This window comes from Pseudomonas sp. NPDC089392 (assembly GCF_044749595.1).
Taxonomy (GTDB): domain Bacteria; phylum Pseudomonadota; class Gammaproteobacteria; order Pseudomonadales; family Pseudomonadaceae; genus Aquipseudomonas.
Window position 1 is genome coordinate 75,643 of the sequence record NZ_JBIVIF010000002.1, and the last position, 26,195, is coordinate 101,837.

The following is a 26,195-nucleotide window of genomic DNA, read 5'->3' on the forward strand; positions in this document are numbered from 1 at the left end:
TTAGTGCGCGACCTGCAATTGGCCGCGAAGCGGCCCTGGCACCCTAGCGCGAAGCCGCCTGGAATCGGCGGGTGCTGTCGTGGCAGCCCAGCGACGCCACCGTGAAGCGCACCTCATACCGGGAATATTCACTCGTCGGGATATTCGCCGGCCGCCGCCCTTTATCGAGGGCCTTGCTGTACGCGAGTACGCCATCACATACGATCGACTGCCCGACCTCTGTCTTGTCCTGGGCTGCGCGATTGCGCATGCCGAAGGCGAACGTGGCGTCATCCATGGTCACCGGCGTCCGCGCGGGCGTGGTCGCCAGCGCCACCGGCTGCCCCAGGCCAACTCCCAGGAAGCGCACATTGATGCTGATATTTCCACTGCCATCGACACGCGGCAACCCCTCGAACCTGCCAGGGTCACGGCCGCCAACAAGGGCAGAAGGAGTTTGGTGTTGGTCATGCTCGTGTCCTTACATTTGAAATCTACTTGAGCGCACTCACGGCGATGAAGCGCGCCGCTTATCTCTGCCTTGGAAGGGATACCGCGTGACGACAATTACTCATCCGCACTTCGGCGCAGAGCCGGTCGAGGTGTTCGCAATCAACGTAAAGCTGAAGAACATAGGCCGCGAGCGCGAGCTTCAAGTACCACATGCAGACACGACGATCAACACGAAACAGGAACGGGGCGCATCCGACGCCGAACGGCAAGGCACCCGCGAGTACCCACAAACCGTTGTTCCTATGGGCAGATGCGGTTAACTAGCTTGATCTCTTCAAGCTAACGAGTCTCCGGTTAAGGCTGAGCTCCTTGAACAGTAGCTTCGCGCGGGCTTTTCACCGCGCCCCCGAGCTCAACCTCTCGCCACCCAAGCGTTGAAGCGCGCCTCCAGCTCTTCGCCATGGTCAATCCAGAACTCATTGTCGAAGGCCAGCGACTGCTTGATGTTCTGAGGGGCCATGTTCAGCTGAGCAGCGATGCCTTTGTCGAGCAACTCCGCAGTGTGCAGGTTAACTGACCCATACCCGAGTTTCGTAGAGTGGAGCTTTTGAGCCTCTGGCGTGAGGGTCGAGGCAATGAATTCCTCCGCAAGCTCCTTGTTCTTGCTGCCGCGAGGGATCGCCCAGTAATCAATCGCATGAATGCTCCCGCCCCAGACCGGTTTGATGTGAGCGCCAGACTGCTCTGCGGCGAAGATGCGGCCATTGAACGCAGTGGTCATGACAACATCTTTCGCGGCCAGGTATTGCATCGGCTGCGCTCCGGCTTCCCACCACTGGATATTGGGTTTGAGTTCATCCAGCTTGCTGAACGCCCGGTCAACGCCTTCCGGCGTAGCCAGTACTTTGTATACCTGCTCTTGAGGTACGCCATCGGCAAGCAGTGCTGCTTCAAGGGTGAATTTAGCTCCACGCTGCAGGGCGCGCTTCCCTGGATACTTGGTCACGTTCCAGAAGTCCGCCCATCCTTGAGGTGCGTCCGTGAGCGCGTCGGCGTTGTAGGCCATGGTCATCGACCAGACCAACAATCCGGCACCGCATTCCGAGAGTGTCCCAGGGACGAAATCAGCAACCTTGCCGATCCGCTGCGTATCCAGCGGTTCGAACAGCCCTTCATCACACCCACGAACAAGCTTGTCCGATTCGACCTGGACGACATCCCAGTTGACGCTGTTGGTGTCGACCATCGCCTTGATCCGGGCCATTTCGCCGTTGTATTCACCCGCGATGAGTTTGGCTTGGTGAGCGGCTTCAAATGGCTGGTAGAACACCTCGGTCTGGACGGTCTTGCTGACCCCGCCATACGAGATGACGGTCAGCTCGGTGGCGTTGGCTGTCGAGCTGAGCGCCAAGGCGAGGGCGAGAGCAGTCAGTTGCTTTTCCATACGCGTTCTTCCTTGTTATTGATTGTGAATGCGGTAGGTGGAGAAGGCCGTCAGGCGAGGTTGCCCTCGATGATCAGAAGCTGCCGGCGGGATGCGCGTACAGCGTAAGCCAGGGCTTCTGCGTAGGCTGGATCGTTGTAGCAGGCATGCGCTGTGGCGAGTGAGTCGAACTCGACTGCGAGTAGGCGGCGAGCGTTACCGGCCTCTTTCAGCGCGGAAACATCCAGTGGTTTCAGGACTGCCCTGTATTGTTCGGCGATAGGTCGCCACAGACGTGCGTATTGCTCTTGAGCCTCAGTGCTCGTGATCTCTTCACCCAAGATCAACCAATAACCCTTCATGTATAGCGCTCCCCGAATTGTACGCCCTCAACCGAAGAGGGCTGCGGTAGATTGTTCGCTTGGTACTCAAGCGATCTCTATAACGTGAAGGACGTTTTTCAGAATGCTGGGGAACGCATCATTGCGGGAGATTATGTTCCGAGAGATTGGCGCCTTGGATAAACCCATGATTGGATCTTTCCTGCTCTTGTCGCAGATGTAGACTCAGGCTACCAATCAGCGATGCGAGTGCGCATAGACCATGGCGAAAGCCTTCGGCACCTACTGTGGTGGCTGATGTGTTTGCCTGAAGATTTTCAGCGCCTATTCGATCGAGCGCCGCCCGCGCGGCGCTTCGCGGCACAAGGCCGCTCCCACATCTGTTTCGGGCCAGTTACTCCTGCCACCCAATATCCCTGGCCATTCACCGGCGCAACCGCCACCGCATTCGCGGCTGTTCGACGCCTCGATGAACCCGCTCCTACATTGATTTTTGGCGCATGCACATCGGTGGTTCGGTACAGGCCGGTGGTGCACACACATCGGTGGTCCGGCACAGGCCGTTGTAGGAGCGGGTTTACCCGCGAAGAGGCCGGGCCTGCCGTAATCTATGCCCGCGCCGGGTACCTGCCGTGACCTGTCCGGTAAGTATCACCGTTTCTTCGCCGAAGCCGGGTTACAGGCCGCGCTGGTGCGTCCGTACTTCTACCTCTACGGCGGGGTGAGCGAACTGGGTGAACTGCCGCAGCACATCAAGGTGAAAACGCTTGGTGCGGTCCTGGCCGCCCTGGCGATTGTCGAATGCCATGCCGCTGCGCTTCGTCAACATCGGCGCGATTGCTGGAGCGACCTTGCCTATGAACCCGGAGGTATTGCGTAGCACCGGCCTGGAAATGACTGGCAGCGGACTGGGCAGTATCGCCACTGAGGAACTGGTCAAAGTGGTGGGGCGACTGTTGGAAGCTGTCAGACCTGGCAACATGAAGGTGGAGGCAAACGCCATACCCCTGAAGCAGGCCGAGGCTGCTTGGCTAACCCATTCTTCGAGCCGGATTGTGTTCGTCTTGTAGCGGGAGGCGCTATCGCCGAGCACCCGGCCTGATGGGGTACTTTTTGTAATTGAGGTGGGGAGGCGACCCTGGATGGATGATCGTACCTGGATCAAGGTGTTGCCACGTACCAAGCCTCATCCAACCCGTCATACATCCAGCTCATACATGGCATTGAAACGCTCGGCCTTGATGCAGTAGCCATCGAGCCCTTTTTCGTCGTTGAATACCACGTAGTCGCCGGCCTGGTAATGCGATTGGCCTTCCTTTGTCTGTACGCTGCCGCCTTCGCGGGCGATTTCGGCCCACACCGGCGTGCTCTTGATGTACATGCCAGGCGCCAATTGGCGGTAGGTCCTGGGGAACACTTCGGCGTCGACGGTATAGGTTTCACCGGCGTTGTTCACCAGCCAGTCGCCGGGTTTACAGAATTGTTCGGCGCCCCATTTGCGGTAGGCAAAGCCCGGGGTGTCAAGGTCCAGGCGCACGGCGGTGATGTATTGATCGGGTTTGTGCCGGTAGCGTTGGCGTAGGCTCATTCTACTTTAGTCCTGTCGTTATTGCGTTGAAATTGCAGTTTTTCCTTGATTTCTTGAAGTGGCTTTTCGAGGGTTGGGTTTTTTTTCAAAGCACTTTCAAAGGTGAGATCGATGTTGTTATAGGTAGCGTTCAATTTTTCGTCGGAAGTTTCCAACTGTTTGGTTGTCGTTTCAAGCTGCTGGGTGCTTGCTTCAAGTGCTACGTTAGCCGTTGAGAGTTCTTTCATGAAATAGAAGGCATATCCACCTGCCATTATTGCGACAATGGCAGCGGCTGAACTGTATTTGATAGTTTTAGATCGCACCTTTTGACGGTCCTGAGCGGCTTTCTGTTCCCTGAGGCGATCGCGTGCCTCGGCGCTGGCATCTAACAAACGCTTTACCCGATCCCATCCCTTGCCGTAGCGTTCTGCCCAAATCTTGTTATGGCGCGGTAACCAAAGAACACGTTCATCGGTAATGTCGGATGCGATGACATTGCCTGGATTTCGCTCAAAACTATCAGCTTCCACTAATAAGGTGCGCCATATCAATCCATCCATGAATTCCTTGAACAGCCATCCCTGTACAGGGTCTGCTATTTTGTGCCAGCAGCGGATCAATGCTTCATGACTGATATCTATCAGTTCATCATCGTCCAAAGGGGAGGGGTCATGGGGCGTTAAAAAGGATACGCCATCGGCACGAAATGCATCCAGAGTTGTTCGCATTTTTTGCTCATCTGTGCCTGTCACGGCTACTAGCTGTCTGAGTGTCTGCGGCCTGCGAATGGCCTGCCCTTCGGCATTAATGTCGGTGAGTGCTCTGAACAGGTCTTCTACGATATGGCTGCCAAGATCTCTCTGAGTATGGGCAAACACTTCATCCGCATGGCCGGACAACAGCCCGGCGAGTCGATGCTCTTGGTTATAATGCTCCAGACCCAAGTACCAACTCGGAAATTCCAGAGGGGGTTTTCCGGCATCAGGCACATTCAATCTATGCAGCAGCATCAAGCCGTGCTGGATAAGTGGTAGTTGGTCCTGGCTACCGCCTGAATCAATGATCAAGCGTTCAGCCAATTCACGACTGGTCGTACCGTTGTACAACTTCGCGGGCTCGCAAATGGCCCGAATCAAATCGCAATGCTCCATGCGTGGTAATAAGTACTGGGTGGAATTCACCACTTCGGCGAAGCCGCTGTAATGAGCGCAAGCCCCCAAGAACTCCGAGCGCATGGTCAACACTATGTATAACCCCGGTTGAGGCTGCAAATGCGCTGCAATTAAAAATTGGGTTAGAAGTTTTGCTTCCTCCGGACCATGGCGGCGGGCGTGGCTGAAAAGCTCTTCAAACTGGTCGATGAGGATGCATATATTATTGCTGGGGTCAGCCCCGAGGATCCGGGCAATTGCGGCGGGTGCGTCTTGACCAAAGTTAAGTGCACGTCTTAATTCGATGGTCCGTTGAGCATTCGGGTCTGTTCCATCCAGGTCCGCCAATGCCTCGGCGATGTTGAGCAGGGGTGTTTCACGGGGGAGTGCGGTGCAAGTTCGCCAACGCAGGCCGGCTCTTGCATTTTCCTGTTCCAGCCTTGGTAATACCGCCGCCCGGACTATCGAGCTTTTACCACAGCCAGAATCCCCATGGACAACCAGCACGTGTTTATCAACGAGCACCTTGACGATGGCATCGGCCATGCGTTCACGACCAAAAAAAATTGGCCATTCTTTCTTCTCGAAGGGGCGCAACCCGGGGTAAGGGCGAGGTGGCAGACCGACGTTGAATATTTCCTCCAGGGGCATCTCAATGTCTGCGTTCATGGCCGAGGTTCCAGCTGTGCACTTTTTTCTTTCAGCCATTGACCTACGCGTGGCGTCCAATTTTCCTCTGTCCCGTCAATCCAATCCGCTTGAAAAATTCGAGCCGTTGCGTTGCGAACCGGCGTCGCAATTGTGCTGCCCACGGTATTGAGCAAGCCGCACGGCAATAGACGATTCGAGCGCGCGCGCGCTGACTGGCGGTCATGCTTACCCACGACAACCAGGTCGGCATCGAGCGCACGACCGTCGGCAGTGCCCAAGAGCAGCAGTGCATCGCAGGTACTCAAGAGCTCCACACGTTGTTCACGTACTTTGTTTATGTCTTGCGGATCGCATTTGATTGCATCAGGTTCACCCGGCACTACGCTATACCCGCTATCGGTTAAAGCGAGTCCGGCTTTATCCCATATTTTGATCTGGTCGGCTCGGCCGTGAAGATAGAGGGTCCTGTTACTCGGGGCGGTTAATCGCGTGGCATCCTCCTTCGTGCTTTCACGCTCTTTCAACAGCGCTTTGAGTTCATTGAGCCTTGGGATGAGTTGGCTGACAATGCTCAATAACTCTAATGGGGACTGGGATTTAAAGCCTTCACCAGGTCCAATCCAACCAATGGGACGATCGGTGTCAGCGATTTTTTGATGGAAGGTAAAACCTGGTAATCGGTTATTACCTTTGTCCAAGAATTCTGCGGGCCAGGGTTCCCGGGTAGGAAGGATGTTCACTACTGCGATTCTGCCATCAACTGGCAGACCGTGTTTCTCCTGCTGGGTGTACCACCATTCGCGCTCTTTAGTGCACCAACTCGAAGCCAAGTAGTCTTCGGACATCAGAACCATCAACAGCGCGGAATCGCGGATATTATCCTCCAATTGATCGGTCAATGCAGACATTGGATCAACACCCAGGCCGGGGCGATGATCGGTGTCGAGAAAGACATCCAGTGTATCGCGCAGTTTACGATCTATTTTCAGCTCATCTTTGAGGGCCTCTACAAAACCGGCCGACCACGATTGGAAATAGGTTTTACCGGCTCGATCGCTTCCGTGGCTATAGCTGACAAATAGATCATGTGCGAACGGAAATCCAACATGGGCCATACCATTCCCCTCCCGGTAAGGGTCGAGCGGCGGGGAGGCAGTCCCCGACTGTCGGCATGCAACTGGAAAAAGCGCATCTTAAGTCTAGTACAGCTATCCTGAACTGCTGCACTAGGCGAGGCCCTTGAAATACCGGTTTGCATCAACTTAAATTGTTGGAGCATGTTTGTCTTTGAGGCGCCCACCATGAAACTCTCTGGGGATGTGCTCGGCAAACTCGGCGTCAGCAGCGCCGACGTAGACAGGTACCTGGAGCCGCTCAGTGCGGCCATGGCCAGGTACGGCATCGAATCCCGGTTACGCATCGCCCATTTTCTTGCCCAGGTGGTCCACGAGTCCGGGCACTTCAAGCATGTAGAAGAGAACATGAACTACTCGGTCGACGGCTTGCTCAACGTGTTCGGCAAGTACTTCCCATCCCGAACCATGGCCCAGACCTACGCGCGCAAGCCGATGATGATCGGCAACCACGTCTATGCCTCGCGCATGGGCAACGGCAACGAGGCCAGCGGCGATGGCTACCGCTACCGCGGTCGGGGGCTGATGCAACTTACGGGCAAGTCCAACTACAAGGCGTTTTCAAGCTGGCTTGAGGAAGATGTGGTGGTCGCGCCCGAGCGCGTCGCCCAGCAATTCGCCGCGCAATCGGCGGTGTATTTCTGGGACACCCACCACCTGAACAGGTTGGCCGATACCGACGATATCCGGCGCATCACCGAAGCCATCAATGGCGGGCTCAAAGGCTTCGACGAACGCCGCCTACTGCTGGAAAAGGCCAAGGCAGCCTTGCGCGACGAGCCCGAGGGGCTGAGCACCCCGGCCGTTATGGAAAGCTCGGATTTCAAGCCGGGCCACCAGGTGGTGCCTTTGCAATTGAACTTGCGTTCGGCCCCACGTGTGGCACCGACTACCTGGATGGCCACACTTCACCAAGGTTGCAAGGTCCAGATCGTCAGCCAATTCGCCGATGGCTGGGTGCAGGTGCGAGTGCCGATCAGCCAGACGGTGCGCGAAGGGTTTGTGGCCGAACGGTATCTGGCGCCACTGGCGATTTCCCGGGGCGCGTTCGACCCGGTAGAAGCGCCACTGCCAGAGCTGACATTGCCGGCAGTGCATTTGCAGCAGAACCTCAAGGCCATCACCCGGGCAGCTGAAACGGGCAGGGCCTATCCATTGGGCGAAGGCCGCCGCCCACACCGTACGGCGAGCAAACCCGCGGCCCGGGCGGCTCAATTGCTGAAAATCATCGATTATCTGGACTGTGCCGCAGCCGCCCATCGCCGTTACAAAGCCACTGCTGGCAGCACCTGTTGTGACATCTATGCCTACGACTATTGCAACCTGGCTGGCGCCTACCTGCCACGGGTATGGTGGACCGAGCGCGCCTTGCTGGGCATCGCCCGTGGTGACCTCGTGCCGGTAGCTTTTAGCCAGAGCGTGCGCGAACTCAACGCGAACGCTCTACACGATTGGCTGGAAGACCATGGGCCTCAGTTCGGCTGGTATCGCGAGGTTGACCTGACCACCTTGCAGGCCGCCGCCGACGCCGGAGAAGTCTGCCTGCTCGTGGCCAGGCGCAACGACCCAAACCTGGCCGGCCAGATCGCTCTGGTGGTACCGCAGCAGGACGAGTTCCAGGCCCGGCATGACGCTGCCGGTCGGGTGACGCGGCCGGTGCAGTCCATGGCCAGTGGCAAGAACCGCAAGTACACCGTGAGCCGCTCGGCCTGGTGGCTGGACGATCATTACCAGGCTTTTGCCTTTTGGCGCCATCCCTGACACTTGGCGTCCCAGGAGTTCCCCATGGACAAGCTCGCGCTGTGCATCGGCATCAATGACTACCCGGGCACCGAGAATGATCTCCAGGGCTGTGTCAACGATGCCCATGACTGGGCGCAGGCCCTGGACAGTCGCGGCTTTGTCGTCAAGACATTGATCGATGCCGCCGCCACCAAACTGGCCATGGTCACCAACATGGCGCAAACCATTGCCGAGGCTGAGGAGGGTGGCTTGGTGGTGTTCACCTACTCGGGGCATGGCACTTGGGTTCCTGACCTTAGCGGGGACGAGCCCGACGGGCGCGATGAAGCCTTGTGCCCCTGGGACATCGGCCAGGCGCAGGCTCTGCTCGATGACGAAATCGAGGCGATCTTCAACCAGCGTGCGCGGGGCGTGCGCATCCTGTTGATTAGCGACAGTTGTCATTCCGGGTCGGTGACCCGTGGCGACAACAGCGAGTTGGACCCCGGTCTGCCCCGTGCGCGCTTTTTACCACCCCAGGTATGGATGCCCGCCGACCAATTGGGTAACGTCGTGCAGCGACCCAAACACCTGTTGGGCGGCCTGGTGCTCAGCGGTGGCGACCTGTTGCTGGCCGGTTGCACTGACAGCCAGTTGAGCTGGGACACTCGTTTCAACAACCGCGCCAACGGCGCCTTCACCTTTTACGCCTTGAAAACCCTGGCCACTCTCGATGCCACGGCCAGCTATCAGGACTGGATCAACGCGATCAGTCCGGCTTACCTGCCCACTAACCAATTGCCGCAAGATCCACAGCTGTTCGGCAGCCGCACGGCGCGTCACTGGCAAATCCTGACCTGAAGCCGCGTGCCGAACCCATTGCCGTGGAGGATGCGGGAATGAAACCTATCGATGAGCAAAGCCCGCCGACACCGGCGTTGAAACTGCCGCTGTTGCATGCCGCGACTGCTGGCGGGCCCATCCCCCAGGCTTTGACCGTGCCCGGCAGTCGCGGGCCGGGTGGGGCCGGCGTCGGCTTGCTGGACAATGTGCAAGTGAAGCGCACCTGGCAGTTGGCGCCGGCCAGCCGCAGCGGCGATGCTCCCCATGCCGAAGTGCTGGCAAGCAATAAGAGCCTGCTGGCGCTGGAGGCGACCGACGGGACCACGATTTTCATCCGCACCGACACTCTGATTGAGCAACTGCGGCGCACCCGCCCGGAGCTGATCGACACCGCTGGTGCGGTGGATTTTGCCGGCTTGCGCGACAGGGCGGATGTCAATCGCGGCGCCCTGGGCTGGGTCTGGCAGCAGATCAGCGAACTGGCGCTGAGCGACGATGCAATCACCGCCGAGGCCCGCGAGCAGATCACCGGGGTGATTGGCACCCCGATCATCGATTGGGCTGCACGCAGAAGCGCCAAGACCCTGATGGCGGTGATCGAGCGTAGCCTGGCCGGCGAGCCCGGGCTGTATCGCTGGGATGGCGGGCTGCTCAAGGACCAGGACCTGCATGCAGCGCAAGACCCACGCCTGGCCGAAGCCGCTCAGGCCGGGCCGCTGCTGGTGTTCATTCACGGTACCGGTTCGCACACCCTGGGCAGCTTTGGCGACTTGCCCGGTACCGGCGCCTGGCGTGCCCTGCAAAATACCTTTGGCCAGCGCATATTCGGTTTCGAGCACCGGACCTTTTCTGAAAGCCCGATCGACAACGCCCTAGCCCTGGTTACCAGCCTGGCGCCCGGCACTCGTCTCAACGTAGTGACCCACTCGCGTGGCGGGCTGGTGGGTGACCTGCTGTGCCTGGACCCGACCGACAAAGGGTTGGGTGAGCTGATCGAACGCTACCGCAGCTACCCCAGGCCCGATGAGGCCGAGCGCGAGCGCAAAAACCCAGCCTTGGCCGTCGAGCGCGAGCAGTTCGCCGCTCAGGAGCAGCTCAAGTTGCGCCAGCTGGTCGATTTGCTCAAGCAGAAAAACCTCCAAGTAGGGCGCTATGTGCGGGTGGCGGCACCGGCCCGTGGGACTTCTCTGCTTTCGGATAACCTGGATGTGTTTCTGTCCTGCCTGCTGGGGTTGGTGCGTAAGTTTGGCGCCTGGAGCATTGGTGCCGCCGCCGGCCTGGTGGCAACTCCGGTGGCCGGGGCCAAGGCCAAGGAGCTGGCCGACAGCGGGCTGAAGTTTCTCAGCCGTATCGTCCTGGAAATCGCCGAAAAACGCCTGGAGCCCCAAACGGTGCCCGGCATCGAGGCCATGCTGCCCGAAGCGCCGATGAGCATGTTGCTCGGCAAGGCGCGGGTGTCACCTTCGGTGAAGATGGCGGTGATCGCCGGCGACATCGAAGCCAGTGGCGCCGGTGTTTTGCAGCGGGTCGGGGTCATGTTCGTGGACTGGGCGTTTTTCGACCGGGCGCGTAACGACCTGGTGGTGGATACTGAATCCATGTACGGCGGCATCCTCACCCGGGTCGAGCAGTCCCGGGCGATTTTCGTGCACAGCAGCCAGGTCAACCATTTCCGCTACTTCCGTGATGACGTGAAGTACCAGAACCTGCCGCTGCCCAGTGCCCTGGGAACCTGGCTGCTCGACCCTGTGCCGCAGGGACGTGCGCCCTGGCAGGAAGACCTGACGCTGCCGGAACAGGACCGGGGCGCGGATGTAGAACCCGAGCGTGGCGAGCCGCCAACCGCAGCCAATGCCCGGCCGGTACTGATTTTCCTGCCGGGCATCCTCGGCAGCCATCTGGCGGCCGACGGCAACCGCGTCTGGCTCGACCCGCTGGGCCTTTCCACCGGCAGCTTGCCACGGATTGCCATCGACAGCCGCCGTACCGTGCGCAAGGACGGCCTGGTCGAGTTGACCTATGGCAAGTTGGTGGGATTTCTGCAGATCAGCCATCAAGTCATGGTCCACGACTATGACTGGCGTCAGCCTATCGCGGCACTGGGCAAGGAACTTGCCGAGGTCATCCGCAAAGCGCTGACCACTAATCCAGATCAGCCGATCCGGCTCCTGGCCCACAGCATGGGTGGCTTGTTGGTGCGAGCGGCATTTGCCGCCGACAAGACCCTTTGGCCGGAATTGGTGGCGCGACCCGGTGGTCGGTTGCTGATGCTCGGCACCCCGAACCAGGGTTCCTATGCCTTCGTCGAAAACCTGCTGGGGCAATCCGATACCGTGCGCATGCTGGCACGGGTGGATTTCACCCACAACCTGCAGGAAATACTCGATGTCGTCGCCGGCTTCCCCGGGGCATTGCACCTGTTGCCTGCCCCCGGTTTCGAAGACACAGCCGGCCCTGCCGAAGTGGATTTTTACCAGGGAAGCAGTTGGCAAAAACTTGCTCGGCTCAACGACGACTTCTGGTTCGGCGATAACCTGGGTGGGCAGCCCAACCAGGCCGCGCTGGATCAGGCGCGGGCATTCTGGAAGGACATGCTCGACACCCGTTGGGTCGACCTGGATCAAACACGTATCGCCTATGTATTCGGCAAGGCCGACAACACCCCCTGTGGCCTGCAGATCATCGACCAGGGCAGCAAGCCGGCACGGTTGATGATCCGCGGCACCAGCAGTGGCGATGGCTCGGTGACCTGGCGTTCCGGCCGCTTACCGAACCTGCCCGAGGAGCGCTACTGGTTCATGCCGGTCGACCATGGCGGCCTGACCGGCACGCCTGAGTACTTCAGTGAGATCCAGGCGCTGTTGAGCAAAGGCGTGCCCAACAGACTGGGGCGTCTACCGATCAGCCGCAGTGAGGAACAGCGCGCCCCCTTGGTCAGCTACCGGGGCGGGCCACCCATGTATCCCACCGACCAGGAACTGATCAGCCGCATGCTCGGCAGCCGCAGCAGCATCCTGCGCAGTCGCAAGCGCAGCGTGTTGCAGGTCGTGGTCAAGGCCATGGACCTGAGCTTTGTCCAGGTCCCGGTGATGTGCGGGCATTATCGTGGCGATCCGATTTCCGGCGCCGAAGCGGTCATCGATCAGACCCTGGTCAACGGTGCGCTGAACCATCGCCAGCGCCTGGGCCTGCATTCCGGGGAACTGGGCAATGCCACCGTGGTATTGATGCCGCGTTCGAGCGAGGAACACTTGCGCCAGACCGGCCGTGGTGCTTTGGTGGTGGGGTTGGGTGAAATGGGTACGCTATCCAGCGAAGGCGTGACCCAGGCCGTGCGCGCGGGTGTGTTGCGCTATCTGCTGCATGCCTCGGATTTCTACGGCAAGGACGCGGGGGAGCTCGCACCCGCCAGCCAAGGCGCGCCGCTCACGCTGCGCCTGGCCAGCCTGTTGATCGGCACCAATTCCACCGCGCAGTTGAGCGTCGGCGACTCGGTAAAGGCGGTGGTGCTCGGAGTGTTGCTGGCCAATCGCGATTTCGCCGCCGGGGCGGCCGAACGTAGCGCAACCCTGGCGTTCATCTCGCGCCTGGAATTGGTCGAGGTTTTCCGTGACACGGCGATTTCGGCAGCCTATGCCGTCAGCGAACTGGACAAGGACCTGACCACTGAACTGATGCAGCTGGACACCAAGCTGGACCTGGCTGATGAGTTGCTGTACGGCGAAGGGGTGCGCCAGCGATTGAGCGTCAGCCCCTTCAGCGATTACTGGCCGCGCCTGTCGGTCAGCAGCGACGACCCTGTCGAATACACCGGCAAGCCTGGCGGTGATCCGGCCGGGACCACCGCGTTGCGCGTCAAAAGTTTTCGCTTCTCGTACATGGGCGACAAGGCCCGGGTCGAAGCTCTGGTCGAGCAGCGCCAGCCAGGGCTGGTGGAGAAGCTGGTCGACAGTTCGCTCAAGGGCCAGGCCTGCACGCTTTACCGCAAGAACTCGTTCTTTGGCAATACTCTGTTCCAGCTGTTGCTGCCCATCGAGTTCAAGTCATCGGTGCGCAAATCGCGCAACCTGATCCTGATGGTCGATCAAAGCAGCGCCAACTTGCCATGGGAAATGCTGGAAACCAACGGTGAGCCGCTGATTCGGCGCACCCGCATGATCCGGCAGTTCATTACCGAGCGCTTTCGCCGGGAAGTGCTGCGCACCGACAGCATGAGCGCATGCATCATTGCAAACCCAAGTACCGAGGGCTATTACACCCAGTTCGGGGGCCCGGGCTGGAGTCAGAAGGTGACCCTCGACGGTACGCCGCCCCAGGATTGCCTGCCTGATCTGGAGGGCGCGGCGAAGGAGGGCGAGGTGGTGACCCAAGTGCTGGACGGCGCCGGCTACACCACTTACCCGGTACTGCCGGGTGCCAACGCCGGGGAGGTATTCACCCACATGTTCGCCCGGCCTTATCGCGTGTTGGTGGTGGCGGCCCACGGGATATTCGCCAAGACGGGTTCCGACGGCGTCCTGCGCAGCGGCGTGGTGCTCTCCGATGGGCTATTGCTCACGGCGGCCGAGGTCGACCGCATGGAGACCGTGCCTGACTTGGTGTTTCTCAGTTGCTGTCACCTGGCCAAGATGGAGGAGTTTGCCAAGAGTGATAACCGACTGGCCGCAAGCCTTGCTCGCGAGTTGATCAACATGGGCGTGCGTTGTGTGGTCGCGGCCGGTTGGGAAGTGCGTGACGATGCCGCCAAGACCTTTGCCGAAACCTTTTTCACGCGCATGGCCGTACATGGCGACAGTTTTGGTGCGGCAATTTCCACCGCTCGCCTGAGCGTGCTCGACGGCTACCCCGACTGCAACACCTGGGGCGCTTACCAGGCCTATGGCGATCCATCCTTCCAGCTCAAGCTGATGCCCGGCGATATCAATAACGAGGTGCCCTTGCGCGCGCCCGAGGAACTGCTGGACTGGATCGAACGCATTCGCCTGGCCGCCTTGGCGCCATGCGCAACTGCTGTGCGGTTCGATTTCGAAAACCTATCGCGGCGCATTGCTCAGCGCCTGCGCAGCCTGCCGCTACCCTGGGCGCAGATGCCCGAAATCCAATACGCGTTGGGTCTTTTGTACAGCGAATGTGGGGCATCTGGCTACGAGGCGGCTTGTGGGGCCTTGCTACAGTCCATCGCCGCCGATTTCGCCCGAGCGGTGGTGCCCCTGCGTGCGGTTGAGCAACTGGTCAATCTGGAATCTCGACGCGCCCATGACCTGGCCGACCAGGCCCTGGGGCTGCGCGAGGGTGGTCAGGCGGAGCACGCCATGGAGCTGGAAAAAGCGGCGCTTTCACTTATCGATGATGCCATCACCCGAGCCACGGCGCTGATCACGCTGGCCAGCCAGCATCCCAATAGCGCATCCAAGGCCCAAGTCATTGGCGCGGGTCATCCGGAACGCCAGGCGATCCTGGGCAGTGCGCACAAGCGCAAGGCCGTGATCCTGGCAATGTCAGGCACGCCCTGGAATGCCGTGCGGCCATCCTTGATCCTGGCCCGTGATGCCTACGCGCTGGGCGAGGGCGACCCCAATTTGCCCGAATGGAACCCCTATGGACGGATCAACCGCCTGCAACTGGATGCACTTTTGGGCGTTGTGCATATCGATCTGGGCGAAGTGTTGCGCTGCCAAGCCGCGGCGCGGACCCGTTTTCAAAAGGGCTTCGACTTCTTCGATGCGGTGATGTCGGCCGATGCGGCGGTGGCCGGATGGCTGTTGACCGGCAGCCTGCCGCAGCATCCGGGCGCAGTCGCGACAGAACCGGCCGAGGCACTCCGTGACCTGTACTGGGATGCCTTGCAGGGCCAGCGGGCTTCGGTGCGGCAGTTCGATTCGGTGGTGCGCCAGCTGCGCTTGCTGGCCAGCTTCCTGGTACTGCGCGGGGCCAAGGGCAACAGCCAACAAGCCAGGACTCTACGCACCGTGGCCGATCACTTGCACAAGGAAAAGCGGTGAAGCTGTTCTCGTAGCTTAACCGCCAGCGCACACAAACGCCCCCGGCAGTTCCGGCAGCTCGGTGTTAAATAGGGAGTGGGAGGTTGTTGCTCTGCACCACGCGGGTTCGCAGACGTGCCCGCGCGTATCGGGCGCTGAATTCTATGAAGCGAATGAAGGCATCACGCTGCAATCGATCCGCTTGCACTGGAAAGGGGGTAATACCTGAGATCTGAACGGGAGGGGATCAGTTTTCGACCCATGGAGGGTAGGGCCGAAACTTACCTAGCTTTGCAGCCCACTCTTTCTCGAGTTTCGAATACGTCCCCGCCAAGGCGTAGCGCTCGGAATGCACACCCCATACGATTCGGGCGCGCTCGATTGCCATCGTGATGTGCCCGTCGAGCGCAACGGCCGCGACGTGCTCGTCGCGTTCAGCGAGCCGACGCGGCAATGACCAGCGGTCCCAGAAAACGGCGCGCTGGTTATTCAGCAACCGCGCGGCAAGTTCAAATGCTGTCCGTGAGCCATCGACCCTTCTGTAACTGATGAAATCAGGCGCTATTTCTTCCACGCACGCGGCATGCTTGAACAAAGGGGCGGGGTTGGCGATTTCGCGAAAAAACCGCAGCGCCTGGCCAATCGCGGTGCGGGGTGTGTTCAACAATTGGCGTAAATTGCCCTGAGCATCAATGGCATTCAGTTCGCTCGCCAACTCGATTGCGCTGAACAACGGATACCACTTCGAATTGCTGCTTGCGCCGAATCGATACCGACCGGCCTTCCCCTGGCTCTTGGCGACTTCCTCCACCACAATCTTGCCGTCCAGCGCAGGAGGCAAGGAACCCCAGGGGCTACTGAGCTGGGAAAACAACCAGATCGTATCACCAACCCCAACCCGTGAAGCGACACCAGAGTTAATGGGTACCGAATGATAGGTCGGCGAACTGAAACCCTGGCTTTCAGACTGAAGTTCTGCAAAGGGGAGGTCATGGGCTCGGCTGCTCACTTCCGCAGTTATTACCGTACGCTTAATGTAGTGCGCAAAGTGCTTCATTCGCACGACCTGATTATTTGGAAAATGAAGGTGTTGGGTCAGCATAGTCTAGTTCGAAGTTATATGGCCTGCACGACGCATTTTTTACCCTGTATGTTGCTCGTGAATTCAGCTGTTAGCAATAGAATGAGCTGCCCTACGTTCCGCACTCACAGGTGTCTACGAAACTCGGTACGATTCCGTCCGGTCATGAGGCTCACTTCTGCTCCCCAACTAAAAGCAGCTGAACCAGCGCGTGATTAATGATCGAGTCGACATTTCCTGGGTGGAAGGCTACGGCTTCGGCCACTGTACGATAGATGGGTACAAACGCGCGCTCGGGCGTGCGATTCAGTTGATCACAAATATCGTAATACGCAATTAAGGCTCGCCTCCTAGTAGAGTCGCTAATTATAGGAAGAAGCAAAGGTACTAGTATAAGGTCGTATAACCATTCAGCTGTAGCTACGGAGTCGTCGCACGTCAGAGGGAGCTTAAAAGATATAACGACGAGCTCTGCAATGGTAACAAGATGTTTGAGCGTTGCTTCGGAGTGATCTTCGGTCGGCACAAAGTTAATAGTGCTCCTGAGAACGCACCGTTGTACATCCCGGAGAATACTCTCCAGCTCCGTGAATTGTGATCCCATCAAGTTCATGACGTCTCGGGTTCTTTGATCAAGTTCGGTTGCGCTCTGCGGGATACCGCCAACTTCGATCCAGTACTCAAGACGCTGCTGCAGAATATTCATCTGCTCAGGGAGTTTTAGAAGACTTGTGTCTAGACCAAGGAGACGTTTCGACGATTCACACGCATTCAACAACATTGGATCGCACGTGCTTCTCAAATTTTCGGCAATGACGTACGCGGCGAGATTCGCCATCCCTTTATCGTCTGCAGTGAACATCAGGTGTGACGTTAATGTAATAGGGATATTGCATGTGGCGCGGGCACTTTCTAATACGAGAAGGACACGTGAACAGCTGAATCGCTTTTCGAACTGAATCGCGCTTAGATACTCTGCCTTGCACCAAAGAGAGTCGGAATACTGGTCGGAGACATATAGAAGAATGTACCGGGATGACTTCATTGCCTGTGAAACCGCGTGAATAATTCGCCTATCACGCAGGTCAAAATCGTTGTCCCAAGATACTCTCACGCCTAGCTCTGATATCGTCTGAACAAACAGGGTCGGGAGGTCAAATCGGCGATGGCTTATAAAAACCTCGTAGTGAAAGATCCGATCGCCTTCGGGCACAGGCTCCTCCATCGTGAGCAGCTTGTCGATATCAAAAATCATTGGAGCTCTCCAAGAAGCACAGGCGCGGCAACGCTGCTGGCGGGTATCTTTGTCATCATGCGCCGGCCGGGGCGCAGGTGTACGTTGCTGCATTCGCACTCACCGTTGTCTGCGCGCTGGCGGATGTCGGCCTGAATTTGAGGCCGCATTTGCGTCTACCTTCGTGCCGCATCCGACCGTGGTCGCCAGTGGCACCGCCCCAGTCCTCACCCGGGTGGACTCTCCACACTCGCAGAAGGACTGGGCAGCCTACGGTAATACTGAAGGCGGCTGTCGCTTCGCGGCTCTGGACCAGATCAACTGAGGCAACGTCGACAAACTACAGGTGGCCTGGACCTACCACCGGGGAGGTCGCCGAGAGCACCAATATGGCTAACCAGGCACGTGAAAAAATCGGTGCCGAGGCGCTGACGGTGGTTGCTGATCGAGGCTATTACAAAGGCCCGGAAATCCTTGCTTGCGAGCAAGCTGGCATCACCACCTTTGTACCGAAACCAATGACATCGAGCAGCAAAGTGGAAGGCCGATTCGGCAAGCAGGACTTCATTTACATGCCTGCATTGGACGAATATCGATGCCCTGCGGGCCAGTTGCTGACGCGCCGGCATTCCTCGATGGAAGACGGCATGTTACTGCAATGCTATTGGTTTTCAGGATGCCAGAGCTGCTCCATGCAGAAGCAGTGTACGACCGGTAAAGAGCGTCGACTCAAGCGCTGGGAGCATGAAGCAGTAGTCGAGAGAGTGCAGATCCGATTGGAGCAAGATCCAGGGAAGATGAAGGTTCGCCGGCAGACGGTGGAGCATCCCTTTGGCACGCTCAAATTCTGGATGGGAAGTACCCACTTCCTGACCAAAACCCTGCCGAGGGTAAGCACCGAGATGAGCCTTCACGTGCTCGCCTACAACCTCAAACGGATGATGAACATCTTTGGCATAGCAGGACTACCTGAGGCGATCAGGGCGTAAACCCCGTCGCTTACTGGCCCGCAAACAGCGATATGGGCCGCTGACGCGGCCCCCCCTCTGGAGATGATCGCTGGGCTGTCTGTGACCGTGGCGCATGAGGTGCTGAACTTATAACCCCCGTTTAGTTCACGTGGGCCTCTACATCCGCATTGCGAATGCTTGCCGCCCGACAAGTGCTCCTACATCGAGCCTACTTAAGGGGACCATTATCGGAAACCTGCACGCTTCAGGATTTGGACGTGAAATATCACTAAGTGTAGATTTGTAGAAGCCGCCAGCGTCACAGGTATCCTGTCCTGTGACATAACCGGATAGCGGGCTAATGAGAAAATCGACACGCACAATAACTTTAGATTCGCAAATTCCCCAAGTTGAATGATTTATTCTCGATTATCCACGCTTGCCGAACTCCGCCACCTGCGCCGTCCACCCCTGCACGCGCTCGCTAAGCGACAAGCCAAGCCCCGGGCGGGTGGGCACCAGCATGCGGCCGTTACAGGTTTCCAGGCGTTCGTTGAACAGCGGCTCCAACCATTCGAAATGCTCAACCCATGGCTCAGTAGGGTAGGTCGCCGCCAGGTGCACATGCAGCTCCATGGCGAAATGCGGGGCGAGCATGATGCCTGCGGACTCGGCCATGGCGGCGACTTTGAGGAACGGAGTGATGCCGCCTACCCGCGGTGCGTCCGGCATTAGGTAGTCGGCGCCGCGCAGTTTGATGAACTCGGCGTGCTCGGCGACGCTGGTGAGCATCTCGCCGGTGGCGATTGGCGTGTCGAATTGCTGGGCGAGCGCCGCATGGCCTTCGGCATCGTAGCAGTCCAGCGGCTCTTCGATCCAAACCAGGTTGAATTCCTCGAAGCGCCGGCACATGCGCTGGGCCGTCGGGCGGTCCCATTGCTGGTTGGCATCTACCATCAATGGGAAGCTTTCCCCCAGGTGTTGGCGCACGGTGCTGACGCGGTGCAGGTCGATCGTGCAGTCCGGCTGGCCGACCTTGAGCTTGATACCGCCGATGCCTTTCTCGCGCGACAGGTCGGTATTTTTTAGCAGCTGCTCGAGGGGTGTATGAAGGAAACCGCCCGAGGTGTTGTAGCAGCGCACAGAATCACGCTGGGCGCCCAGCAGGCGTGCCAGCGACAGGTTGGCCCGCTTGGCTTTCAAGTCCCACAGAGCCACGTCGAAAGCGCCGATCGCCTGGGTTGATAATCCGCTGCGGCCCACCGAAGCACCCGCCCAGCACAGTTTGGTCCAGAGCTTGGCGATGTCACTGGGGTTCTCGCCTAGCAACGCCGGGGCGATTTCGCTGGCGTGTGCGAACTGCCCGGGGCCACCGGCACGCTTGGAGTAGCTGAAGCCCAGGCCGCGATGGCCGTCCGCAGTCTCGATCTCGGTGAACAACATGGCAATTTCGGTCATCGGCTTCTGTCGGCCGGTGAGTACCTTGGCGTCACTGATCGGGTTGGCCAGCGGCAGAAACACCGAAGACACCTTTACATGGACAATGCGGTCGCCGTCGGCGGAGGGGCGTTGTTGTTCTTGTGTGAGCATAGGGCTCTCCTGAGGGTCAAGTGGGTGAACGAAGGTTCAGCGAACCTGGGTGGAAGCGGGGGAGGTTTGTTCTGCTGCAGGCGCCGTAGGTTCGCCAGCATCGAGCTCTAGGCGTTTTAGCGGCCCGACGATAACCAAATAGGCGAACGCACCCAGCAGCCCCATGGCGGCGACGTAGACCAGCGCCGCGTCGAACGAAGCCTGCGCGACCAGTACGCCGATGGCGATGGGGGTGATGATGCTGGCGATGTTGCCGCAGAAGTTGAACATCGCACCGCTGGTGCCCATGGCGTGCTTGGGCGAAATGTCGCCGACGATGCACCAGCCTAGGTTACCTACACCCTTGGCGAAGAAGGCGATGGACATCACCAAGATCACCAGGGCGATCGACTGTGTGTAGTTGGCTACCACGATGCTGCTCGACAGCAACAGCCCGCAGATGATCGGAGTCTTGCGGGCGGCGGTGAGGCTAAAGCCCTTCTTCAGCATCCAGTCCGACCACAGCCCGCCGAGCATGCCGCCCAAGCAGCCGGCAACCGGCGGGATGGCCGCCACGAGGCCGACCTTGAGCAGGGTCATGCCCTTGGCCTCGATCAGGTAGGTGGGGAACCAGGTGAGGAAGAACCAGGTGATCGACGTCAGGCAGAACTGGCCCAGGTAGATACCAACCATCATGCGATTGCCGGCAATAGCGCGCAGGCGTGACCAGCTGAACGGCGTCTTGATCTCACCCATGTCAGGCAGGCCGCCACCCGCTTCGATGTAGGCCAGTTCGGCCTGATTGACGCGTTTATCACGGCGTGGCTCATGCACGCACTTGAACCATAGCAGGCCGATCAGGATGCCCGCGCCGCCGGTCCAGAAAAATACATGCTGCCAACCGAAGCTGTTGAGCAGCAATACCATCAGCGGGGTGAAGGCAGCCAGGGCGAAGTACTGCGCCGACTGGAAGATCGCCGTGGCCAGGCCCCGCTCGTGCCGCGGGAACCACATCACCGTCAGCCGGTTGTTGGCCGGGAAGGCGGGGGATTCGGCCACGCCCATCATGAAGCGCAGTATGAACAGTGCCAGAAAGGCCGAGCTGAACAGGTCGACGAAGCCCTGGAGGAAGGTGAAGGTCGACCAGATGATCAGGCTCAAGCCCAACACCAGCCGTGAACCGTAGCGGTCCAGTATAATTCCGCCCGGCAATTGCATGCTGGTATAGGCCCAGCCGAACGCGGAGAAGGCGATGCCCATGGTCACCGAGTCAAAGCCAAGGTCTGCACGCATGGCCGGTGCGGCAATCGACAGGGTGGCGCGGTCGACATAGTTGAATACGGTGACGATGAAGATTATCGCCAGGATCAGGTAGCGGACGTTGGTCCGCGCTGTCTCGTTGGTTACTTTGATCACTGTTATTTTCCTTGTTGTGATAGATGCTGCTGGATAGGAGCCAAGAATGGTTGCGCAATCATTCTGCGATCAAAAGAACAGCCATCAGCGATATGCCATCAGTGGCTGTGTTGTCTATCTTACAATGATTGCGCAACCATTCAAGGGCGCACTCGTCGGCTTTGCAAAAATTGCTCAGGTACTTTGACGGTCGATCAGCGTGAAACCGGTGTCGATCCTTATCGACTCGGTGCTCCCCACAGGATTGCGGAAGCGCTCCAGCAGCGCATGGGCGATGTGTTCTCCAATGCGAGCGCCGTCGACGCGCACGGTTGACAGCGGGGGGTGCACTTGCGCCGCGCTGCTGAGGTCGCCGAAACCCATCACCGCGAGATCTCCCGGCACGCGCAGGCCGCGGCTTGCGGCTTCAGCCAATACACCCTGGGCAATGGTGTCGGAGCTGCACACCACGACTTGCGGTCGGTGGCCCTGTTCGAGCAACTGACGCAGGCCGATGCGCCCCACTTCGAGTGTGGCGGGCGGAGTGAGAACCTCAATGGGAATGTCGCGCCGGCCGTGCCTGGCCAGTTCCGATATCAGGCTGTCGCTGCGGCGCAGGCCACGCGGGTCGCCAAGGCTGAGCACGGCGAAACGCTCGTAGCCCTTGCTCAGCAGGTGGCAGGCGACGGCCTGACCGACCGCTTCGTGGGAGAAGCCCACTAGCATGTCCAGCGGAGCATCGCTCAGGTCCCACGACTCCACCACCGGGATACCCGACTGAGCTAGGCGCTGGCGGCTGGCTTCGGTGTGCAGGGTTCCGGTCAGGACGATGCCGTCGGGACGTCGGCCGAGGAGGGCTTCGATCAGCTGTTCTTCCCGCTCGACGCTGTAGCCGGTGAGGCCCAACAGCGTCTGGTAGCCAGCGGTGGTGAGGCGGTCCATCAATGCCTGCACGGTATCGGCGAAAATCGAGTTGGCGATGGTCGGCAGCAAAATCGCCACCAGCCGGCTCTTGTTGCTGGCAAGGCTTCCAGCCAGCATGTTGGACACATAGCCCACCTCACGCACTGCGGCCATCACCTTCTCGCGCGTAGTCTTGCTCACCACTTCCGGGCGGTGCAGGGCGCGGGAAACGGTAATCGGTGATACTCCGGCGACCTTGGCGACATCGATCAGGGTGGGAGAGGGCTTCGCTGAAGCGCCGCCGTGCTGCCGGGGTGAGGGGGCTACAGGGTTGTTTGCCATGCCGGTTCCGCGATTGATGGAGACTTGCTGCCGCCTGAGAGCGTGAATCTATCAGACCGCGGAGGCGGGCGCACGCTGTTGGTGTGAAAGCGAGAGTGTAGGTCCCTTGACCTTCGCCGTCATCAGCGCATCGTCGGCGGCCGACTACAGCAGGTGTCCAGCCGCCGGTGGCGTCGGGCCTCGCCAAGTGATCCACGCTGAATCTCTACGGCAACCTCGGGCGGTAGCGCGCCTCGCTAAGCAACTGGCGATCGCAGAGCTACAGCCAGGCCGACCAGTAGGCGAGGCCGCTCTGGTAGCTGCACTCGGTGTTGGCTAGGGTGCCTGCCGCGATGAATCCTTCGACAGCGGCGCGAGTGTTATGAATCCGCACTGCCAGTACCAACAGCTGGGAGGAGAGTGTATGCACCGGCTAAGTCAATTTCTATCTCCCTTACCGCTGCAACAGGTTTAGATAATTTGTGCCTTATAACGTAAGGCGTGTGCTTAACAGTGGTAAGGCGGACGCGCCGGCGTCTCGACTGGATTTCGAGCCGTCAATTAAACCCCGCCCACGATGGTCATTGATTGAAACCAGCCCATGACATATGGTGCGGATGCATTCATTCTGCAAAATCATAATTCGCTATGCGGATTACTGCTAGGTCAATCATGTGAAATGCACGTATTCAACGGTCGGAGAATAACAACGATGGGTAGCACGAATCTTCGTTTTGACGGTGAGGTGGCAATTATTTCAGGGGCTGGTCGCGGGTTGGGGCGTGCTATCGCGTTGAACCTCGCCGCTCGGGGGGCTGCGGTAGTCGTCAATGACTTTGGTTGCGCTTTGACAGGCGATCAGGGCGGTGACCGAGGTCCCGCCGAGGCTGTGGTTCAGGAAATTCGGGCGGGGGGTGGGATTGCAGTGCCCGTGGTTGCTGACATCGGCAGTGCGCAGGGCGTAGCAGAAGTGGTGAAAACGGCGGTGAAACTCGGCGGGGTCCATATCGTCGTGCACAACGCAAGTCCTGTCATGCCCATGACTTCCCTTGAAGAAGCAACCGAGGATGGCTTCAGCACAAGCCTACGGGTGAATGCCGTCGGCAGCTGGGAACTGGCGCGTCAGTGCTGGCCTATTTTTCGTGCACAGGGCCACGCACGAGTCGTACTGATCAACTCCGCTGCAGGATTGTGGGGAAGAAAGGGCATGCCCGCTTACTCGCTGTCCAAGTCGTCGATGTCCGGATTCGCCAAATACCTGGCCAGCGAAGGTGAAGAATATGATATCCGCGTCAATTGTGTTGCCCCAGTAGCGGCAACGCGCGCTTGGGAAGGGCAAAATGTTCCTGAGGGTCTAGCTGACCTGATGGCGGTGGACTACGTTGCCGAATCTATTGCGCTTTTCGCTCATCGGTGTTGCCCGGTGAATGGAGAACTTTTTCACAGCGTGGGTCAGCATCTTTCGAGAGTGGTCGTGGGCCAGACTCAGGGGAGGGCTTTCGACTCCGCTGAAGCCCTGCTCGAGGGTTTCGATGAGGTCATGAATATTAGGGATATGGACCTGCCTCGGGAATCCAACGAGTCTGGAGCAGTGATAGCTGCCCGGCTCTTTGAGCGCGCCGCTGGTCCTCGATAAGGGCCCGCATGAGTCAGCCCGACTGTGGCCGGTTCAGGACCACAGTCGGCCGCTGATCAGCTTGACCATCACGACCTATCGTTTATATTATCGACCATCGTTCACAAAGACGCATGGAGATAATATGAATAAGCACCTCCGTAGCACTGAATACCTACTGTTCAGCGTTGAGAACCGAATTGCCCGAATCACCCTGAATCGTCCCGACAAACGCAACGCTTTGCATCCAGCGATGCTCACTGAGCTGCGCGACGCTCTGCTTGAGGCGGACGATCGCAATGACGTTAATGTGGTAATCCTCGAAGGTGCGGGCAAAGATTTCTGCGCCGGCTATGACCTGGCAGGCGCCTATGCAGGTTTCGAAGGCGGTACGCCGCCATGGGACCAAACTCGTTACCGCACCACTAACAAGACCATCGACGACGATTGCTGGAACCTTGAGCAGACCCAGAAGCTGAACATGGTGTTGTTCGACATGCACAAGCCGGTCATCGCCAAAGTCCAAGGTAACTGCTTGGCAGGTGGTACCGATCTGGCACTTATGTGCGACTTCGTGATTTGTGCGGAAAACGCCAAGATTGGCTTCCCGGCAGCTCGTGCCAACGGCACGCCGCCTGTGCAAATGTGGGTTTACCACGTGGGTCCGCAGTGGGCAAAGCGTATGTTGATGACCGGCGACAACCTGTGGGGGCGTGAGGCTGCTCGCATTGGCCTGGTGCTGGATGCCGTACCGGTGGAGGAACTGGACAGCGCTGTCGATGAGCTAGCGCGGCGTATCAGTTTCGTCGATGCCGAACTGCTTTCCGCGCACAAGCGTATCGTCAACACTGCGCTTGAACTGCAGGGTGCGAGAACATTGCAACGTTTCGCGGCAGAAATGGATGCCCGAGCCCACCTGACCCAAGGCCCCCGCCGTACGCAGTTCAAGGCGGACATGGCAGACCTGGGCCTGAAAGACGCGCTGAAAAAGCGTGACGAGCCATACGGCGATGGCATGGTAAAAGCACATTGGTTGAATGGCGAGAAGGGAGCAGAATAATGAGTGATAACTTCCTGATTGACGAGCCGATCGAAGGCGTCAAACGCATCACCATCAACCGGCCTGATGCCACCAATGCCTTCCAGTTCGAGATGTATACCGAGCTTGCGGACCTTTTCAAGCAGATCAAATACGACCCGACAGTCCGGGTAGTGATTCTGACCGCAGCGGGTAGCCGCCATTTCTGTACTGGGCATGATCTGAAAAACCCAGGCAAGGCGGACTGGGTACCGGAGGGCGTGGGTAAGCCGTTCTATTCCCGCTATACGATCGATGTGATTGCTTCGCTGCCGGTGTTGATGCGTAACTTGCCGCAACCGGTCATATGTGGCGTCAACGGCACCGTGGCAGGCATGGCACTGGCATTCCCACTGGCGGCCGACATCACCGTGGCGGCTAAATCTGCCAAGTTTGTCAATGCCATCCACAACGCAGGGTCGGGTGCGGAGCTGGGCATCAGCTACCTGCTACCTCGTGCGGTTGGCGCACAGCGTGCTGCGGAGATTCTGTTGACCGCGCGGCCAGTACTGGCCGAAGAGGCCGAGCGTATTGGCATGGTGCTCAGGGCAGTACCCGATGAAGAGCTTCAGGATGCCTGCCTGGAAATCGCCAAGAACATCGTGGTCAACGTGCCGATGGGCATCTGGGTGACCAAGCAATCGCTATGGCACAACATGAACGCGGGCAGCCTGGAGCAGGCCATCGAGTTCGAGAGCCGAGGCGTTTACGTAGCACAGTCCACCGAAGACAAAGTAGAGAAGCAGAAGGCGTTCTTCGAGAAGCGCTCGCCGAACTTCTCTTACAAGTAACCGCGCCCTGA

At 59.0% G+C, this 26,195-nt stretch carries 20 protein-coding genes and 1 pseudogene; 9 read left to right on the top strand and 12 right to left on the bottom strand.

Features of this window, described 5'->3' with window-relative positions:
• Positions 1-43 precede the first annotated feature (43 nt).
• Positions 44-388, bottom strand: coding sequence for a hypothetical protein (locus ACIP1G_RS02270; protein WP_400733285.1), 345 nt, complete (start codon positions 386-388; stop codon positions 44-46).
• 148 nt (positions 389-536) lie between these two features.
• Here ACIP1G_RS02270 and ACIP1G_RS02275 point away from each other — a divergent pair, with 148 nt between their 5' ends.
• Positions 537-752, top strand: coding sequence for a hypothetical protein (locus ACIP1G_RS02275; protein ID WP_400733287.1), 216 nt, complete (start codon positions 537-539; stop codon positions 750-752).
• A 92-nt stretch (positions 753-844) separates the two neighbouring features.
• Here ACIP1G_RS02275 and ACIP1G_RS02280 read toward each other — a convergent pair whose 3' ends face one another.
• The 3 genes from ACIP1G_RS02280 to ACIP1G_RS02290 all read right to left on the bottom strand — a co-directional run bounded on the left by ACIP1G_RS02280 (position 845) and on the right by ACIP1G_RS02290 (position 3,004).
• Positions 845-1,876 carry an ABC transporter substrate-binding protein gene (locus ACIP1G_RS02280; protein WP_400733288.1) on the bottom strand — a complete coding sequence of 344 codons (1,032 nt, stop codon included), beginning with the start codon at positions 1,874-1,876 and terminating at the stop codon, positions 845-847.
• 50 nt (positions 1,877-1,926) lie between these two features.
• Positions 1,927-2,217 carry a DUF1330 domain-containing protein gene (locus ACIP1G_RS02285; RefSeq protein ID WP_400733290.1) on the bottom strand — a complete coding sequence of 97 codons (291 nt, stop codon included), beginning with the start codon at positions 2,215-2,217 and terminating at the stop codon, positions 1,927-1,929.
• Between the two features lie 655 nt (positions 2,218-2,872).
• Complete coding sequence (locus ACIP1G_RS02290; RefSeq protein ID WP_400733293.1) at positions 2,873-3,004, bottom strand: hypothetical protein; 132 nt, start codon at positions 3,002-3,004, stop codon at positions 2,873-2,875.
• Here ACIP1G_RS02290 and ACIP1G_RS02295 point away from each other — a divergent pair.
• Complete coding sequence (locus ACIP1G_RS02295; protein WP_400733295.1) at positions 3,003-3,266, top strand: hypothetical protein; 264 nt, start codon at positions 3,003-3,005, stop codon at positions 3,264-3,266. The two genes, ACIP1G_RS02290 and ACIP1G_RS02295, sit on opposite strands and share 2 nt — an antisense overlap.
• Positions 3,267-3,394: 128 nt before the next feature.
• Here the strand turns inward: ACIP1G_RS02295 and ACIP1G_RS02300 are convergent, their stop codons facing one another.
• From ACIP1G_RS02300 to ACIP1G_RS02310, 3 genes are read right to left on the bottom strand one after another with little or no spacing between them, the layout of a single operon-like run.
• Positions 3,395-3,784 (bottom strand): hypothetical protein, encoded by a 390-nt coding sequence (locus tag ACIP1G_RS02300; RefSeq protein WP_400733296.1) that lies wholly within the window; start codon positions 3,782-3,784, stop codon positions 3,395-3,397.
• The gene (locus ACIP1G_RS02305) at positions 3,781-5,586 is read right to left on the bottom strand and encodes a hypothetical protein (RefSeq protein WP_400733299.1); all 1,806 of its coding nucleotides are present in this window, start codon (positions 5,584-5,586) and stop codon (positions 3,781-3,783) included. Before ACIP1G_RS02305 ends, ACIP1G_RS02300 begins: the two co-directional genes overlap by 4 nt.
• Complete coding sequence (locus ACIP1G_RS02310; RefSeq protein ID WP_400733301.1) at positions 5,583-6,683, bottom strand: toll/interleukin-1 receptor domain-containing protein; 1,101 nt, start codon at positions 6,681-6,683, stop codon at positions 5,583-5,585. The genes ACIP1G_RS02305 and ACIP1G_RS02310 overlap by 4 nt, the downstream gene beginning before the upstream one ends.
• A 186-nt stretch (positions 6,684-6,869) precedes the next feature.
• Between ACIP1G_RS02310 and ACIP1G_RS02315 the strand changes: the two genes are divergently transcribed.
• From ACIP1G_RS02315 to ACIP1G_RS02325, 3 genes are read left to right on the top strand one after another with little or no spacing between them, the layout of a single operon-like run.
• On the top strand, positions 6,870-8,462 hold the full coding sequence (locus ACIP1G_RS02315; RefSeq protein WP_400733302.1) for a hypothetical protein: 1,593 nt from the start codon (positions 6,870-6,872) through the stop codon (positions 8,460-8,462).
• Between the two features lie 24 nt (positions 8,463-8,486).
• Positions 8,487-9,284 carry a caspase family protein gene (locus tag ACIP1G_RS02320; protein ID WP_400733304.1) on the top strand — a complete coding sequence of 266 codons (798 nt, stop codon included), beginning with the start codon at positions 8,487-8,489 and terminating at the stop codon, positions 9,282-9,284.
• Between the two features lie 38 nt (positions 9,285-9,322).
• A complete protein-coding gene (locus tag ACIP1G_RS02325) occupies positions 9,323-15,268 on the top strand; it encodes a CHAT domain-containing protein (protein ID WP_400733306.1) in 5,946 nt (1,981 codons plus the stop codon).
• Between the two features lie 226 nt (positions 15,269-15,494).
• Here the strand turns inward: ACIP1G_RS02325 and ACIP1G_RS02330 are convergent, their stop codons facing one another.
• Entirely contained in the window at positions 15,495-16,349 is an 855-nt protein-coding gene (locus tag ACIP1G_RS02330) for a hypothetical protein (protein ID WP_400733308.1), read from the bottom strand.
• A gap of 151 nt (positions 16,350-16,500) precedes the next feature.
• Positions 16,501-17,676, bottom strand: a complete 1,176-nt coding sequence (locus ACIP1G_RS02335) for a toll/interleukin-1 receptor domain-containing protein (RefSeq protein WP_400733311.1) — start codon at positions 17,674-17,676, stop codon at positions 16,501-16,503.
• A gap of 260 nt (positions 17,677-17,936) precedes the next feature.
• Here ACIP1G_RS02335 and ACIP1G_RS02340 point away from each other — a divergent pair.
• A pseudogene (locus tag ACIP1G_RS02340) lies at positions 17,937-18,551 on the top strand (transposase); the annotation flags it as partial.
• Between the two features lie 390 nt (positions 18,552-18,941).
• Here ACIP1G_RS02340 and ACIP1G_RS02345 read toward each other — a convergent pair.
• From ACIP1G_RS02345 to ACIP1G_RS02355, 3 genes are all read right to left on the bottom strand, one after another.
• On the bottom strand, positions 18,942-20,102 hold the full coding sequence (locus ACIP1G_RS02345) for a mandelate racemase/muconate lactonizing enzyme family protein (RefSeq protein WP_400733313.1): 1,161 nt from the start codon (positions 20,100-20,102) through the stop codon (positions 18,942-18,944).
• Between the two features lie 36 nt (positions 20,103-20,138).
• The gene (locus tag ACIP1G_RS02350) at positions 20,139-21,497 is read right to left on the bottom strand and encodes an MFS transporter (RefSeq protein ID WP_400733315.1); all 1,359 of its coding nucleotides are present in this window, start codon (positions 21,495-21,497) and stop codon (positions 20,139-20,141) included.
• Positions 21,498-21,671: 174 nt separating this feature from the next.
• Positions 21,672-22,721, bottom strand: coding sequence for a LacI family DNA-binding transcriptional regulator (locus tag ACIP1G_RS02355; protein ID WP_400733317.1), 1,050 nt, complete (start codon positions 22,719-22,721; stop codon positions 21,672-21,674).
• A 580-nt stretch (positions 22,722-23,301) separates the two neighbouring features.
• Between ACIP1G_RS02355 and ACIP1G_RS02360 the strand changes: the two genes are divergently transcribed.
• From ACIP1G_RS02360 to ACIP1G_RS02370, 3 genes are all read left to right on the top strand, one after another.
• Positions 23,302-24,336 (top strand): SDR family NAD(P)-dependent oxidoreductase, encoded by a 1,035-nt coding sequence (locus tag ACIP1G_RS02360; RefSeq protein ID WP_400733320.1) that lies wholly within the window; start codon positions 23,302-23,304, stop codon positions 24,334-24,336.
• A 61-nt stretch (positions 24,337-24,397) separates the two neighbouring features.
• Positions 24,398-25,375, top strand: coding sequence for a crotonase/enoyl-CoA hydratase family protein (locus tag ACIP1G_RS02365; RefSeq protein WP_400733323.1), 978 nt, complete (start codon positions 24,398-24,400; stop codon positions 25,373-25,375).
• Positions 25,375-26,184: an enoyl-CoA hydratase-related protein gene (locus ACIP1G_RS02370; RefSeq protein WP_400733325.1), complete on the top strand. Its 810-nt coding sequence runs from the start codon at positions 25,375-25,377 to the stop codon at positions 26,182-26,184. Before ACIP1G_RS02365 ends, ACIP1G_RS02370 begins: the two co-directional genes overlap by 1 nt.
• Positions 26,185-26,195 lie beyond the last annotated feature (11 nt).

Coding starts and splice junctions, on each gene's coding strand:
- ACIP1G_RS02280 (WP_400733288.1), bottom strand. CDS start 1,876: ATGGAAAAGCAACTGACTGCTCTCGCCCTCGCCTTGGCGCTCAGCTCG.
- ACIP1G_RS02285 (WP_400733290.1), bottom strand. CDS start 2,217: ATGAAGGGTTATTGGTTGATCTTGGGTGAAGAGATCACGAGCACTGAG.
- ACIP1G_RS02295 (WP_400733295.1), top strand. CDS start 3,003: ATGCCGCTGCGCTTCGTCAACATCGGCGCGATTGCTGGAGCGACCTTG.
- ACIP1G_RS02290 (WP_400733293.1), bottom strand. CDS start 3,004: ATGGCATTCGACAATCGCCAGGGCGGCCAGGACCGCACCAAGCGTTTT.
- ACIP1G_RS02300 (WP_400733296.1), bottom strand. CDS start 3,784: ATGAGCCTACGCCAACGCTACCGGCACAAACCCGATCAATACATCACC.
- ACIP1G_RS02305 (WP_400733299.1), bottom strand. CDS start 5,586: ATGAACGCAGACATTGAGATGCCCCTGGAGGAAATATTCAACGTCGGT.
- ACIP1G_RS02310 (WP_400733301.1), bottom strand. CDS start 6,683: ATGGCCCATGTTGGATTTCCGTTCGCACATGATCTATTTGTCAGCTAT.
- ACIP1G_RS02315 (WP_400733302.1), top strand. CDS start 6,870: ATGAAACTCTCTGGGGATGTGCTCGGCAAACTCGGCGTCAGCAGCGCC.
- ACIP1G_RS02320 (WP_400733304.1), top strand. CDS start 8,487: ATGGACAAGCTCGCGCTGTGCATCGGCATCAATGACTACCCGGGCACC.
- ACIP1G_RS02325 (WP_400733306.1), top strand. CDS start 9,323: ATGAAACCTATCGATGAGCAAAGCCCGCCGACACCGGCGTTGAAACTG.
- ACIP1G_RS02330 (WP_400733308.1), bottom strand. CDS start 16,349: ATGCTGACCCAACACCTTCATTTTCCAAATAATCAGGTCGTGCGAATG.
- ACIP1G_RS02335 (WP_400733311.1), bottom strand. CDS start 17,676: ATGCAGCAACGTACACCTGCGCCCCGGCCGGCGCATGATGACAAAGAT.
- ACIP1G_RS02345 (WP_400733313.1), bottom strand. CDS start 20,102: ATGCTCACACAAGAACAACAACGCCCCTCCGCCGACGGCGACCGCATT.
- ACIP1G_RS02355 (WP_400733317.1), bottom strand. CDS start 22,721: ATGGCAAACAACCCTGTAGCCCCCTCACCCCGGCAGCACGGCGGCGCT.
- ACIP1G_RS02360 (WP_400733320.1), top strand. CDS start 23,302: ATGACATATGGTGCGGATGCATTCATTCTGCAAAATCATAATTCGCTA.
- ACIP1G_RS02370 (WP_400733325.1), top strand. CDS start 25,375: ATGAGTGATAACTTCCTGATTGACGAGCCGATCGAAGGCGTCAAACGC.